The following is a 12,874-nucleotide window of genomic DNA, read 5'->3' as shown; positions in this document are numbered from 1 at the left end:
AAATATAATTACGGAAGGCACTTGCAACTAAATCAGCATTTTTATTGCTTCTTTTTTCGATAAACGGTTTTTACTTTTTATCGGTCAAATTTCTCACTTCCTAAAGTAATGCCTGTTTTTCCATGTGGAGCAGGGTTCCCATCTTTTCCTAAGTTTACAAATACGAGACGTTCAATAGTAAGGATTTGTGCACGTGTTAATTTATTTCTCACTTCACATTTGAGGGTGATGGATGTTTTTCCAAAATGAGTGGCTGTAAAGCCCATTTCAATAATGTCGCCTTGTACTGGGGCATTGATAAATTCCACTTCAGAAATAAGTTTGGTCACTACATGGGGGTTATCAAGCTGCACAATGGCATAAATTACTGCTTCCTCATCAATCCACTTTAACAGGCTTCCGCCAAAAAGTGTGTTGTTTGGGTTCAAATCTTCTGGTTTTACCCATTTGCGGGTATGAAATCTTAATGGGGCTTGATCTTTATTCATAATTGTAATTATTTGTTTGTACAAAGTAACCACGTTTTGTAGGTCAATGTTGGTTGGTATAAATATTATGAATCAACACAGTTGTATCACTTATAAAAATCGGTTTGCTAATTGGTTCAAAGCTTTAGTATTTTCGCAGCATGATAAGTATAAAACCCTTCAAGGCCATTCGTCCTCCACGCGATAAAGCATACTTAGTTGCTACGCGCTCATACCTTAGTTATTCAGAAGATGAGCTTGACGAAAAGTTGCAAAACAACCCTTTTACCTTTCTTCATGTTATCAATCCTTCAAAAGGAAGAAGTTTGCCTTTTGGAAAGGAGAAATATCAAGAGGTAAAAAAGTGTTTTAAGAAGTTTGCTAACCAAGGGGTTTTTATTCAAGATTCAACTGAAAACTATTACCTGTATCGTCAGGTAAAAGAAGGGAATGAATACATCGGACTTATCGCTGCTGTTTCTGTAGAAGATTACTTTGAAGGTAAAATAAAGAAGCATGAAAACACTTTGACCAACAGGGAAAAGATGTTCACTGATTACCTTGAAAGTACAGGGTTTAATGCCGAGCCGGTTTTACTTACTTATCGTGACGACTTTCGTCTAAATAAAATTTTTGCTGAATACATTGAGCAGCGTTCAGAGTACGAATTTACCAGTACCGACAAGGTTTTGCATCAGCTTTGGCTTATTGAAGACCAAAAACATATAAAGCAAATTACTGAGGCATTTAAAGATCAGGAGGCTTTATACATTGCAGATGGGCACCATCGTTGCTCAAGCTCATCGCTTTTGGCCGAGCGACTTGCCGATAAGCCTGGGCAAGATCATCGTCATTTTATGGCTTTCCTTATAGGTGAAGAGCAAATGAAGGTGTACGACTTTAATAGGCTGATAAAGGGAACTAATGGTAAAAGTGAAGAGCAGCTGGTAGAAGAGCTTCATCATGAATTTTTGGTAGAGCCTATTGAGGCTGATGTGTACAAGCCTGAAAAGTTTCATGAGATTGGAATGTACATCAATGGAAATTGGTACAAGCTAGTTCCAAAAACCGGTAGCTTCAATCCGCAAAGCCCCGTAGGACGATTGGATGCTGAAATCTTGAGCAAGAAAATATTGAAACCAATTCTGGGTATTCAAAACCTAAAAACGGATAGCCGTGCTGGATTTTTGCCGGGAACCGAAGGTGTATCAGGTTTAAAGAGCAAGGTAGACAGTGGTGCCTTTGATATTGCTTTTGCTTTATATCCTGTAGCGGTGGAGCAAATAAAGCAGGTTGCCGATGCTGGAAAAACTATGCCGCCAAAGAGCACTTACATTGAGCCAAAACTGAGAAGTGGACTTACTATTTATCAAATTTTGGAAAACTAAAACTTTCCAATTTTTAAGCTGTTCATTTTAAAAACACTCCTGAATATGTCTTCACTTGTAGCCGAAAATATCAAGCAATTTTCCAAAGCTTTGGAAGGAAAAGCCACGCTTATTGCTGTGAGCAAAACCAAACCTGTAGAAGATATTGCAGAAGCTTATGAAGCTGGTCATCGTGACTTTGGCGAAAATAAGATTCAGGAAATGGCGGATAAATATGAGCAATTGCCAAAAGATATTCGCTGGCACATGATAGGTCATGTGCAGGGTAATAAAATAAAATACATGGCGCCATTTGTACACTTGGTGCATGGTATTGATAAAGCCAAGCGCCTTAAAGAACTGGATAAAGAAGCAGCTAAAAATGATAGGGTAATCGATTGCTTGCTGCAGGTGCATATTGCTAAAGAAGACACCAAATTCGGTTTTGATGAAGTTGAATTGACAGAGGTGTTGACCGAATCTCCAGAAGAAAAATACCCAAACGTTCGTATTCGTGGATTAATGGGGATGGCCACTTTTACCGATAATGAGCTACAGGTGAGAAATGAGTTTAAAGGCTTATTTCAAATCTATTCAAAAGCAAAAGCCCAGTTAGGGCTTCCGCATTTTGACATTCTTTCTATGGGGATGAGTGGTGATTATCAATTAGCTATTGATGAGGGTTCAAATATGGTGCGAATTGGCTCATCAATTTTTGGCGAGCGCAATTATCAGTCTAAGTAAAAACCCATTTTGATGCTCAGCCTCGGTGCAATTCCAGAGTAATCGAGGTCATCAAAAAAATCACCACTGTTTTCGCTAAACTCTTCCGGAGGGGTATCGTTAGAAATTACACCTTTATACTGTGCGCCAAATGAAAACTCAGTAAAGAAAATACCGGCCTTGAGCTCCACGCCCATTTCCATTCCAAAGGCAATATTTTCTACGTGATAATACTTTGCCACATCTCGATAATAGTAGTATGTGAGACCACCTGATGGTTCGGTTACCCAATCTTTTTCAAAGTATTTTATATCAGCATTTTCATAGGATAAATGCAATTTGGTAAATGCAAAAGTGTTTCCCTTTTCTGAACTAAAGACATAGTATTTGTAGCCTAAGTTGGTGTAAATACTATTTGCAGGATAGTTGCTTCGGTTAAAAGGGTTGTCATCCATGTCCATACGGCCGAGGTGGGTGCCTACCCCAAGAATTAAGGTATGTGGGCCAGCAATACGGTAAGCTCCTTCCATTCGAAAGCGATCTACAATAAAGTCAGAAAGAACAAAGCCTATACTTAGGCGATTTTCAGGAAAACTATTTCTGATAACAAGTTCATCTACTTGCTGTGCTTGGGCAAAAAAGCTAGCACACAACAAGAGAAGTTGGGTTAATCGTTTCATATTTTGCTTAGAAATTTGAGTTCGCCTTTGTGATATTCGTACTGCTCAAATCCGGTGCTGGTGGAGATAATCATTTGCTTACCGTAAGGAATAATATCCACAGCATCTATTTCCTTTTGAGTGGTAATGAGGTAAGGGTTGCGAGGATCAACGGTGCTAAAAACTTTTATCCCATCATCGCAAACCAGCAGGGTGTCGCCATACAAACCTAGCCCGATGGGGTGATCCATGGGTATGCGGTTTACTTCCTGCGGCATAGTTAGGTCTGAAATATCCAGAATGTCAAGCTGGTTTACACCTCGGCTGCAAGCATTGTTATTTACCGAAGAGCGCAATGTTACATAAGCGTAATTTTCATTTGCCACCACAGGGTCGCAGCTTGTTACGTGCCTGTAAGTGCTGAGGTGTATAATGTTCGGAGCATTGCTAATGTCATAAATAAACATGCCATCTGTAGAGCCGATAAACAATGTTGCGGAGTCTCTCAAAAAGATGGTTTCTACATTTACACCAAGGTTTTGGGTAGAAAGCAACCGTGGGTTTTCCGGGTCACTAAGACTGAATACTTTTAGAGATTGACCATTTACGGCAAACATAAAATCAGATGAAATGGCGAAACGTGCTAAACTGCCGCCTTGGCCAGTTCCGGGGATAGCGCTTGTGTCTGAAACTCCATCTTGGCAGCTCACTAAAAAAAGGATGGACGCAGTAAGTAAGAGTAGCTTTTTCATAGTTTTTCCCATTTTACGATTACGGTATTTTCAGGACGATTTGTGGCGGTATATTCATCTGGTATATTTCCAAAATCAGGAGCCACGATTTCTGGAAAGACATCTCTGTCGCGATCCAAAATTTGAATTTGCTCATTAGAATATCTCAGTGCCACAAGGTCTACAGCATTGTCTGCATAAATAATGTCGTTATTAATGGTAATGTCAACATTGCCCGGAATTTTGATTAACCCTAAGGCCACAGGTTTTTTCGGATCACCATTGTTGTATACGTGCACACCTTCAAATTTTTCATTGATAAAAAGAAGGCTTCCCTTGCGGTAGATTTTACCAGCATCCTTTATTGGACGGGCGCTTTCTACTTTAATAGATTTTTCAAGGTCAGATCTTTTGAGGAGTACAGGTGTGTATTCTGTGTAGGTTTCGGGCTCTTCGCCACATGCTGTGAGAAGTAGGGCAGGGATTAGTAAATACAGTAGCTTCATAGGTTGATAGATTTATGAGCGTACACGAAAGCTTAGCCTGAAAGGTTGGCTGAAGAAGAGAAAAAATTACCTTTTATTACGAACGTAATAAAGATAATTGAAGTCGATACCCACCAGAATGGTTGGGCGTACATCGTTGATATTGTGTATGCTACTTGCAATTTCTATTTTTAGAATATCCATGATATTATCTATTCCAAAAACTACTTCCAAAAACTGAGGGTCACTGAAATTATTCAGATAATTAGCACCGCCAAACGCATGAATTCCGGTATTTCTTAAAAAAGAAATCTTTGATAAAAGCGCTCCGTCAAAATGATGTTCTACGTGCGCTTCAATAAAGGCCTGATCGGTACTGTAGCTATAATATCCCAAAGTGCTAAATCGTTTGATGGAACTATAAGAATAGGCACTTTGCTGCAGGTAAAAAGTTTGAGTACCATTAAAATGTTGATAATCGATAAATTCCATGTACTTGTTGTCCATAAAACCACCTGCACTAAAATCCCATTTGGTGTGACCTGCATTTCCTAAATCAGTATTGAAGGAAATCCCTGCTGAGGCAAAAGCAAACCTTGTGTCGCTAAAGCTGGATTTTATTCCTTGTCGGTAATTGAGGTACACTCGCGGAGTATTCATTTGTAGAGCTACCTTTTTACCATTTATGGTTTTGTATCTCTGATGAAATTGATAAGCTAGCTGAGTTCTAAATGTTAAAGCATGATGTTCCTTGAATCCATTTTCATCAATCACATCATCAGCCGTGGGGTTGTTTGGAGTAAAATTACTTCCATCACCAAAAAAGGTGTAATCTGTATTATTATACACAGCAAAGCGGTTACCATATTCCAGTGACGACTGGAACTCCAGGCCGTTCACAATTTCAAGCTGGTATCCCGCACGAATGTAGTCTTTGCCATATAGCTTCATGTAGTTTTTGCCAAGAACCAAGCTGTAGTAGGTATTGATAAATGGCGATATGGGATCTTCTTCATTAAACTGGTCAAAAACATGGCCTACTTCCAGTGATACTTTTTTTGGGTTTTTGAGGTCGTACGTGAGCTCAGCTGTCATCCTTGATTTAAACTCATTGTCCGCAAAACCATAACGCACCATAGGGGTAAGGCTCCATTCCGTATTTGGTTTGTATACCTTTATCGGAACTTTGTAAGTGAGATAGGCGCCTTCTACTGTGTTGAACCCTGGCATGTAATACAGAGGAGAAAGATTAAAATACAGATCATCTTCTCTGTAAATGTATCTCTTATAGAGCAGCTGAAAAGGTTTAAATTCAGTGTGAAAGTGTAGGTTTCTAGCGTATTTTCCTCTAAATATTTTATTGAGATTCTCACTTGTTAAAACTCTTTCGGCTTGTGTAGATATAGGTTTAGGAGCATGGTTTTTCCAAATGTTGCTATCACCATTTATTGCTAAAGAATCTAAATGGTAAACCTCTGTTCCTAGCTTTATTTCAGGGTTAGAATTTTGATACTCATAATCCGAAAAATAGGTGTTGGATTCATAGTTTCCACTAAATCCGGTGATGTGTAGATAATGGGTAAGGTGATTGTGAACCTGGCGGTATTCATCATTTTGGTAAACAAAAAATTGCTCCACGGCAACGCTATCCAATGATTTGAGGTGGTGTGCATTGTCAAAACTAAATTTGGCGAAAGCCAAGGTGTAGGTAGAGTCATAAAGCTCCATATATCCTTTTAAGGTAGCGCTACCGTATTTTTTTGGTTCAAAGCTTATGCGAAAGACTTTGCGATTTCCATCCATATAAGTACCCTTGGCGGAAAACTTGTAGTAACGCAAACCTCTATCACCAAGAGGTGAAAAGTACTTGCGATAATCCAACTCAGGCAAGGACAGCTGATTGTGGTATAATGACAAGTCTTTATCCGATACATAATTGAAATTAGGAACGGGGAGGTTGCCACCAGCTCTGTAGGCTATCACGCTGTCGCTAAAACTGTATTCATTTTGAAAGTTGTGTTTACTGATTTGCTCTGAGTAAAACATTATTCCCGTGTCTCCCTTTCCGGGAAGGATAAAACCGCTGGCGATGGGTATCTGAAAAGGGACATTGAAAAGATTGGCAGTAGTGGATTTGAATGCTGTTCCGGTGTAGGCTGTGTATTTCTCTTCGTTTTCTGCTCTTTTGTTTTTTGCCAGTCGTACTACTTCATAAGGGTTGAAATATTCATCAGTAATGTTTTGTTCCAAGTAAATAAGCAAAGGCTGATTATGATTATATGGCAATACTATTCTTTTGGATGAAAACTCTGGAGCAGTTACTTTCAAATAATGTTTGTGAGAAAGTATCGGGATGTTAAAATCTCCATTATTGTCGGAGTAAAAAATAGTATCCATATCTGAAACCCAAAGTAGAGCCTGCGAAATAGGTTCTCCATCTTTGTCTCTCACGCTTCCGTATATACTTTTAGGCTGAGCCAAAGCAATGTTGCTTAGCGCAAAAAATAGTATTAACAGATAGAGTTTCGGTCTCAAATTATAGCTCCGTGTGGATGTTTTACTTAATGATTAAGCATTTGCTAAAGTATAAACCTGAGTTCGAATATTATTTGGGATTCAGGTATTAAAGTCAGGCTCTATTAATGATTACCTTTGCCGAGTGTTTTGCATATTAGATATAGAATCGTCTGGCGGTCCTTTTGGCAAAGAGGCCATGATTGAGATTGCCGTATACCGTTTTGATGGCCACGAGGTGGTAGATCAACTCATTAGTTTGGTGCATCCGCATCGGGAAGTTCAAAAATTTGTAACCAAGATAACTGGGATTACTCCCAAAATGTTGCAGCGGGCTCCTCGTTTTCAAGAAATCGCTAAGCGCATTATTGAAATTACGGAAGGAGCAATTTTGGTAGGCCACAATGTGGAGTTTGATTACCGCATGGTACGTCAGGAATTTGCTCGTTTGGGTTATGAATATGAGCGTGAAACCTTGGATACAATTGAAACTGCTCAAGAACTCATACCTGGTTTACCTGCCTATGGTTTGTCAAAAATCTGTAAAGAACTGGGTATTCACATGCCTAACAAACATAGAGCTGAAGATGATGCCTTGGCTACTTTAGAGCTGTTTAAAATCTTAAGAGAAAAAGATAGCAAGAAAGATATAAGTGTGCTAGGGCAAAGCATACAGGAAGGAAATTACATGCGGGACAAGCTGAGCGATTTGGCACGTTCTATCAAAACCCAAAAAGGAATTTTTTATTTACACGATAAAGACGGGAAGGTTCTTTATTTAGCTGCCTCTGATAATATAAAGAGTGCCCTCAATAGGGTTTTTGTGGCCGATAGCAAGCGCGCTGATGACTTGCGCGAACGCGTACATTCTGTGCATGCTGAGGCTGTGGGCAACTGGCTTATTGGTCGCGTCAAGCGTGAGCAGGAACTAGAAAATACCCGTCCTCCTTTCAATCGTATTTCTGAAACACATCTGGAGAGAGGGATTTATATAGATAAGAGAGGAAAGTCTCCAAAGCTTATTCAGCGTGATATAAAAGATGCAGGCAAGAAAAAACCTTTGATTAAAAGTATTAATCAAAAGCTTACTTCTAGAGCTTTGGCCATGTTTGGTCGAAACTTTAGAAAGTCGGAATCACGCCAAGCTATTATAGATTTATTGTCTGATTTTCCAGCGGAAGCTGTGTATTATGGTTCAGGTAGAACGCGAACCGAATACTGTGCATTTATAGTAGAAGATGGTGATTTGATTGGCTACTATTATTACAATCTAAACGATCAAATAAGTCATGCAGAAAGACTGCACAAAAGCATGACGAGCATAAAGCCTAAAGAAGCTTATACCGAGCTTTTGAAGTTGGGTATACTGAGTGGAGAGTTTAAAAAGTTTGAAGGAGTTGTGGAAAGAATTAAATAGATTCGATTTCAACTTTATTATTTGCCAGATAAAAATAAAAACTAACATGCTTATTTTCTCTCAAAAGCTTTTTCATGTAGTCTCAATCATCTTGTTATTCAGTTTAACTTCCTTGGCACAAGAGGTTTCTTTTAGGAGTTTAGGTGTAGGAATGGGAACGGGAGTAACATCCACAGGGATGGATGAAGGCCCTAATTTCACACTTGGGTTAGATATAAATCATCAGAGGAATTTTTCCGATTTTTTCTCATTGCGAATCGGTCTTGGTTTGAATTACTTTTTGCCAACCCACTTAGAATATTATAACGAAAACGGTACTAATTGGTCATCAACTGAGTATAATCAAGTACACATGAACGCTACCTTTTTTGCGATGCCGGTCTTTTATATAAGAGCAGAAGCGGTGTCTGTATATTTTGGAGTTGCATCTGGGGTAGGAGGTCATATTACTAGTACAGAGGTGGTCGAGGAAGCAGATATTGGTGTGGGCGAAATAATAAGTGATGAAAGCAGAACTGTGCGAAATTACTTGATGGTCAACTTAAGACCTGTAATAGGGGTTAGTTTTAATGTATTTGAATCTGATGAACTGCAGCTTGAGGTTTCGCAGAATTTTTGGAAGGAAGCACAGGATCTTGCTGATGATGATTTTTGGGAGCCTGATGTTAGCTTGTTTTCAGTTACACTTTCCTACCGTTTTGGTTTTTCAAGATAAGGAAGTGTACAAATCTTATTTATATTCGTTCGCTCTCAATTAAACTAACACATGAATTTGAATCTCAAAAAGCTTTTGCTCTTTACTGCAATAGCACTCTCTTTCTCTCAGGTTTCATGGTCGCAAGATTATTTCCCTCATGGTTTGGGTATAGGTATTAATGGTGCCGTGGCAACCAACGGAAGCAATTTTGATGTTGACCATGAAGCTATTGGTCTGCACTTTGACCACCAAAGAAATTGGTCAAGATTTTTCTCGTTCCGTACAAGTATTGAGGCGAATTATTTTTTACCAGATAGGAATTCTTACACCAGTTCTAGTGGAAGTAGTCCCGTGAATGTTGAGCAAATCACTAAAAAGTTAAACACTACTCTTAGTTTGGAGCCTATACTGTATCTAAGAACTAACGCTGCTTCATTTTATCTGAGCTTGGGTATATTGGCTGGAGATCACACACAATATAATAAGAGAATAATGCGCAGTGTAGATGGCGAAGAGGATGTATCTAAGTATAAGGACAGTTATTTTATTGTGGGGATCAAACCTTCGATTGGGGTGACTTTTCACATGCGTGATAATTCTAATGATATAGATTTTCAGTTTTCGCAGAATCTATGGGGAGGTTTTGAAGATGTAATTGATGGCGGCCTGTTGGAATATGGGGAATACATGTATGTGCTTACAATTGCTTACCGTTTTAACTTTCTAAAGGGATGAAAAAGCTTATTTCAATAGTGGCTCTACTGCTTGTAAGTTTTGCCGTCAAAGCTCAGGACTTTGAATCTTACAAGGCATTTGGATTACAGGTATCTAAAAGGTTTACGAATTTAAACGTAAAGGATAGGGAGGATGTCGAATTGACGAGTACCGGCCAAGCAGGTCGGGGTTTTGACGTCATCGCTCATTATGATAATGGAGTAAAAAAGTGGTTTGGTGTTGGTGTAGGCCTGGGCATTAGTTCAATAGGAAGTAGTGTAGGAGGGGATAAACAATTGTATTATGCTGTGTTGCCCTTACGGATGCAAATTAAGATGGGAAGTGTGTGGTTAGAACCAGGGTTAGAAAATCGATTTTTTCTGTGGATGGATGAAGGTAACCGGCCTAATTATGTAAACTCAAAATCGGCAAACACTTATCATTTGGCCGGTAATTTGGGGTTGCGTTTTAAACTATTTAGAGGGCTCTCTATTAATGCGGGCGTGTCTGCTAGTATTACTCCTGTAATTAGTCTCGAAAAAGTGGACGTTAAATATGGGAATACCTATTACAACTCAATCGCAGGTTTTGTAGGTGTGAGGTATATGTTTAATCAGCCTTATTGAAAAGTGTGCGTCATGCTAACCTGACTAATCTCTATAGTTTCTTGGGAATAACACTTAATTTCTAATGAAAAATATTAGTGGTTTATGGAAGTGTCTATTGGTTGTACTCGTACTATGGTGGATTGTTGTGTTTACTTTTGCCGATAAATTTAGCTCAGTAGTAGAGGGAGTTGGCATGGCATTTACTATTGTTTTAATATTTGCTTATGCGTTATATCGGTATGAGCTTTCTAAAATGATTAAAGCTAAAGGAGACACTTTCTTTAATCAGTATTTAGGATTAGGAAGTATGAATGGGATAGAGCTGGTAACAACAAGTATTTTTAGGGAGATTGGTTCTGATAAATTGAAAGGAGAAGAACGGAAAATGCTTTTGGGTTACAGGAATTCCTTGTATTTATTCTTTGCAAATGTAATCTTCATGATTCTATACGTATTGTTGAGGTGAGTTAGGGTTAATAAACTAAAAAGCCCCGCCAGTTTTCACTAGCAGGGCTTGTCTAATATCTAATCCCGATAGCTATCGGGACTACTTTCTCAACTTCTCCAACTCCTTCACCACATTCTCCTCAATTCTCTTTTCAAGATCTGAAGAATCATGGCGCTTAAAAGGTTCGCCAGTGATTTGCTCGTAAAGCTCTACATAGCGATCAGAAACGGAGGTGATATATTCTTCAGTCATTTCAGGAACTTGTTGTCCTTCCTTTCCCTGAAAGCCATTTTCAATCAACCATTGGCGCACAAACTCCTTGCTTAGTTGCTTTTGCTGCACATCATTCTTTTGGTTTTCTTCATAGCCATCAAGATAAAAATAGCGGCTGCTATCGGGTGTGTGAATTTCGTCAATCAGTACGATGGTACCATCTTCTGTTTTTCCAAACTCATATTTGGTGTCTACCAAAATCAAACCGCGCTCATTGGCGTATTCTTGTCCGCGGGCAAATAGCGCACGGGTATATTTTTCGAGCTGCACGTAATCTTCTTCTGAAACAATGCCTTGCTTCAAAATTTCTTCACGGCTAATATCCTCATCATGATCACCTTGATCAGCTTTGGTGCTTGGTGTGATGATAGGCTCCGGAAAAGCATCATGTTCTTTCATTCCTTCAGGAAGAGTAACTCCGCAAAGTACGCGCTCGCCAGATTTATAAGTTCTCCAGGCATGGCCTGTCAAAAATCCACGGATTACCATTTCCACTTTAAATGGATCCGCCATGTGGCCAATGGTAACCATAGGGTCTGGTGTAGATATTTTCCAGTTTGGAACGATGTCCGAAGTCATGTCCAAAAACTTATTGGCAACCTGATTTAGCACTTGGCCTTTTCCAGGTATTCCTTCAGGAAGTACTACATCAAATGCAGAAATTCTGTCGCTGGCAATCATCACCAAAAGGTTGTTGTCAATGGTGTACACATCGCGCACTTTGCCACGATAAAACTTAGTTTGCCCCGGTAGGGTGAAGTTGGTTTCTTTTAAAGCGTTCATCTTATTCTTCGTCTTGGTATGCTCTGATAATATGTTTTACAAGGTCATGGCGGATCACATCGCGGTCATCCAGCATCACAAATTTTATCCCTTTTATGTTTTGAAGTCTGCCCATAGCTTCTTTCAGTCCCGAGGCTTGCTTTCGCGGAAGGTCTATCTGCCCTGCATCACCGGTAATGATAAACTGAGCATCAGACCCCATTCGCGTAAGGAACATTTTCATTTGGCTATGAGTGGTGTTTTGGGCTTCATCCAAAATCACAAAGGCACGATCTAAAGTGCGTCCACGCATAAATGCCAATGGTGCAATTTGGATGGTTCCGGTTTCTAAATAGTAAGCCAGCTTTTCTGGTGGAATCATATCGCGCAAAGCATCATATAATGGCTGCATGTACGGATCTAACTTTTCCTTAAGGTCACCAGGAAGAAATCCTAAGTTTTCACCAGCTTCTACAGCAGGTCGAGTCAGAATTATCTTTTTGATTTGTTTGGTTTTTAAGGCTCTCACGGCCAAAGCTACAGCAGTATAGGTTTTTCCGGTTCCGGCTGGGCCAATGGCAAATAGCATGTCATTGTCTTTCATGGCGCGCACCATCGCTCGCTGGTTTAGAGTGCGGGCTTTTATTGGGCTACCAGTAGTACTATATAATATAGTGTCATCCTCATTATTCGAATCGTCAGCCACGGGCATTTCATCCTTTAGGATTCGCTCCAGCTGATTTATAGAAAGTGAGTTGTATTTATTGAGATGCAAAATGATTTCCTCAATTTTTGACTCAAAATGATCTATGCGATCAGATTCGCCATTTACCTTAAGATTTAGGCCGCGACCAATAATTTTGAGCTCGGGAAAATGCGCCTTTATGAGATCAAGATATTTGTTATTACTGCCGTAAATATCTCTAGGGTCGGCATTCTCTATTACTATCGTTCTTTCGATCAAATTATTAAAAAACTATTAGGGTAAACCCTCGATTGAGGGTGTAAA

General features: G+C 39.4%; 14 protein-coding genes. 7 read left to right on the top strand and 7 right to left on the bottom strand.

Annotated features, from left to right (window positions below):
• Nucleotides 1-77: 77 nt before the first annotated feature.
• Nucleotides 78-488 (bottom strand): acyl-CoA thioesterase, encoded by a 411-nt coding sequence (locus OWEHO_RS07885; RefSeq protein ID WP_014201946.1) that lies wholly within the window; start codon nucleotides 486-488, stop codon nucleotides 78-80.
• Nucleotides 489-628: 140 nt separating this feature from the next.
• Between OWEHO_RS07885 and OWEHO_RS07880 the strand changes: the two genes are divergently transcribed.
• Nucleotides 629-1,855: a DUF1015 domain-containing protein gene (locus OWEHO_RS07880; RefSeq protein ID WP_014201945.1), complete on the top strand. Its 1,227-nt coding sequence runs from the start codon at nucleotides 629-631 to the stop codon at nucleotides 1,853-1,855.
• Nucleotides 1,856-1,900: 45 nt separating this feature from the next.
• Nucleotides 1,901-2,578, top strand: coding sequence for a YggS family pyridoxal phosphate-dependent enzyme (locus OWEHO_RS07875; RefSeq protein ID WP_014201944.1), 678 nt, complete (start codon nucleotides 1,901-1,903; stop codon nucleotides 2,576-2,578).
• Here OWEHO_RS07875 and OWEHO_RS07870 read toward each other — a convergent pair.
• The 4 genes from OWEHO_RS07870 to OWEHO_RS07855 form a co-directional block, all read right to left on the bottom strand.
• Nucleotides 2,566-3,237, bottom strand: a complete 672-nt coding sequence (locus OWEHO_RS07870; protein ID WP_014201943.1) for a hypothetical protein — start codon at nucleotides 3,235-3,237, stop codon at nucleotides 2,566-2,568. The two genes, OWEHO_RS07875 and OWEHO_RS07870, sit on opposite strands and share 13 nt — an antisense overlap.
• Nucleotides 3,234-3,968, bottom strand: coding sequence for an LVIVD repeat-containing protein (locus OWEHO_RS07865; protein ID WP_041628068.1), 735 nt, complete (start codon nucleotides 3,966-3,968; stop codon nucleotides 3,234-3,236). The genes OWEHO_RS07870 and OWEHO_RS07865 overlap by 4 nt, the downstream gene beginning before the upstream one ends.
• Nucleotides 3,965-4,453 (bottom strand): hypothetical protein, encoded by a 489-nt coding sequence (locus OWEHO_RS07860; protein WP_052301102.1) that lies wholly within the window; start codon nucleotides 4,451-4,453, stop codon nucleotides 3,965-3,967. Before OWEHO_RS07860 ends, OWEHO_RS07865 begins: the two co-directional genes overlap by 4 nt.
• 66 nt (nucleotides 4,454-4,519) lie before the next feature.
• The gene (locus OWEHO_RS07855; RefSeq protein ID WP_041627505.1) at nucleotides 4,520-6,913 is read right to left on the bottom strand and encodes a DUF5686 family protein; all 2,394 of its coding nucleotides are present in this window, start codon (nucleotides 6,911-6,913) and stop codon (nucleotides 4,520-4,522) included.
• 178 nt (nucleotides 6,914-7,091) lie between these two features.
• On the opposite strand from OWEHO_RS07855, the gene OWEHO_RS07850 reads away from it, so the two are divergent.
• The 5 genes from OWEHO_RS07850 (at nucleotide 7,092) to OWEHO_RS07830 (ending at nucleotide 10,848) form a co-directional block, all read left to right on the top strand.
• On the top strand, nucleotides 7,092-8,363 hold the full coding sequence (locus tag OWEHO_RS07850) for a 3'-5' exonuclease (RefSeq protein ID WP_014201941.1): 1,272 nt from the start codon (nucleotides 7,092-7,094) through the stop codon (nucleotides 8,361-8,363).
• Nucleotides 8,364-8,409: 46 nt separating this feature from the next.
• Nucleotides 8,410-9,078 carry a hypothetical protein gene (locus OWEHO_RS07845; RefSeq protein ID WP_014201940.1) on the top strand — a complete coding sequence of 223 codons (669 nt, stop codon included), beginning with the start codon at nucleotides 8,410-8,412 and terminating at the stop codon, nucleotides 9,076-9,078.
• 51 nt (nucleotides 9,079-9,129) lie between these two features.
• On the top strand, nucleotides 9,130-9,795 hold the full coding sequence (locus OWEHO_RS07840; protein WP_014201939.1) for a hypothetical protein: 666 nt from the start codon (nucleotides 9,130-9,132) through the stop codon (nucleotides 9,793-9,795).
• Nucleotides 9,792-10,400: a hypothetical protein gene (locus tag OWEHO_RS07835; protein WP_014201938.1), complete on the top strand. Its 609-nt coding sequence runs from the start codon at nucleotides 9,792-9,794 to the stop codon at nucleotides 10,398-10,400. The genes OWEHO_RS07840 and OWEHO_RS07835 overlap by 4 nt, the downstream gene beginning before the upstream one ends.
• Nucleotides 10,401-10,464: 64 nt before the next feature.
• Nucleotides 10,465-10,848, top strand: a complete 384-nt coding sequence (locus tag OWEHO_RS07830; RefSeq protein WP_014201937.1) for a hypothetical protein — start codon at nucleotides 10,465-10,467, stop codon at nucleotides 10,846-10,848.
• 81 nt (nucleotides 10,849-10,929) lie between these two features.
• Here the strand turns inward: OWEHO_RS07830 and OWEHO_RS07825 are convergent, their stop codons facing one another.
• Together OWEHO_RS07825 and OWEHO_RS07820 are read right to left on the bottom strand one after the other, a co-directional pair.
• Nucleotides 10,930-11,886 carry a phosphoribosylaminoimidazolesuccinocarboxamide synthase gene (locus OWEHO_RS07825; RefSeq protein WP_014201936.1) on the bottom strand — a complete coding sequence of 319 codons (957 nt, stop codon included), beginning with the start codon at nucleotides 11,884-11,886 and terminating at the stop codon, nucleotides 10,930-10,932.
• A 1-nt stretch (nucleotide 11,887) separates the two neighbouring features.
• The gene (locus OWEHO_RS07820; protein WP_014201935.1) at nucleotides 11,888-12,829 is read right to left on the bottom strand and encodes a PhoH family protein; all 942 of its coding nucleotides are present in this window, start codon (nucleotides 12,827-12,829) and stop codon (nucleotides 11,888-11,890) included.
• Nucleotides 12,830-12,874: the final 45 nt, after the last annotated feature.

This window comes from Owenweeksia hongkongensis DSM 17368, from assembly GCF_000236705.1.
GTDB lineage: Bacteria > Bacteroidota > Bacteroidia > Flavobacteriales > Schleiferiaceae > Owenweeksia > Owenweeksia hongkongensis.
The sequence above is the reverse complement of the archived record's forward strand: the minus strand, read 5'-3'. Positions and strand labels throughout refer to the sequence as shown.

What these genes read in the sequence shown, in the direction of transcription:
- OWEHO_RS07885 (WP_014201946.1), bottom strand. Translation starts at nt 488, where the DNA reads ATGAATAAAGATCAAGCCCCATTAAGATTTCATACCCGCAAATGGGTA.
- OWEHO_RS07880 (WP_014201945.1), top strand. Translation starts at nt 629, where the DNA reads ATGATAAGTATAAAACCCTTCAAGGCCATTCGTCCTCCACGCGATAAA.
- OWEHO_RS07875 (WP_014201944.1), top strand. Translation starts at nt 1,901, where the DNA reads ATGTCTTCACTTGTAGCCGAAAATATCAAGCAATTTTCCAAAGCTTTG.
- OWEHO_RS07870 (WP_014201943.1), bottom strand. Translation starts at nt 3,237, where the DNA reads ATGAAACGATTAACCCAACTTCTCTTGTTGTGTGCTAGCTTTTTTGCC.
- OWEHO_RS07865 (WP_041628068.1), bottom strand. Translation starts at nt 3,968, where the DNA reads ATGAAAAAGCTACTCTTACTTACTGCGTCCATCCTTTTTTTAGTGAGC.
- OWEHO_RS07860 (WP_052301102.1), bottom strand. Translation starts at nt 4,453, where the DNA reads ATGAAGCTACTGTATTTACTAATCCCTGCCCTACTTCTCACAGCATGT.
- OWEHO_RS07845 (WP_014201940.1), top strand. Translation starts at nt 8,410, where the DNA reads ATGCTTATTTTCTCTCAAAAGCTTTTTCATGTAGTCTCAATCATCTTG.
- OWEHO_RS07840 (WP_014201939.1), top strand. Translation starts at nt 9,130, where the DNA reads ATGAATTTGAATCTCAAAAAGCTTTTGCTCTTTACTGCAATAGCACTC.
- OWEHO_RS07835 (WP_014201938.1), top strand. Translation starts at nt 9,792, where the DNA reads ATGAAAAAGCTTATTTCAATAGTGGCTCTACTGCTTGTAAGTTTTGCC.
- OWEHO_RS07830 (WP_014201937.1), top strand. Translation starts at nt 10,465, where the DNA reads ATGAAAAATATTAGTGGTTTATGGAAGTGTCTATTGGTTGTACTCGTA.
- OWEHO_RS07825 (WP_014201936.1), bottom strand. Translation starts at nt 11,886, where the DNA reads ATGAACGCTTTAAAAGAAACCAACTTCACCCTACCGGGGCAAACTAAG.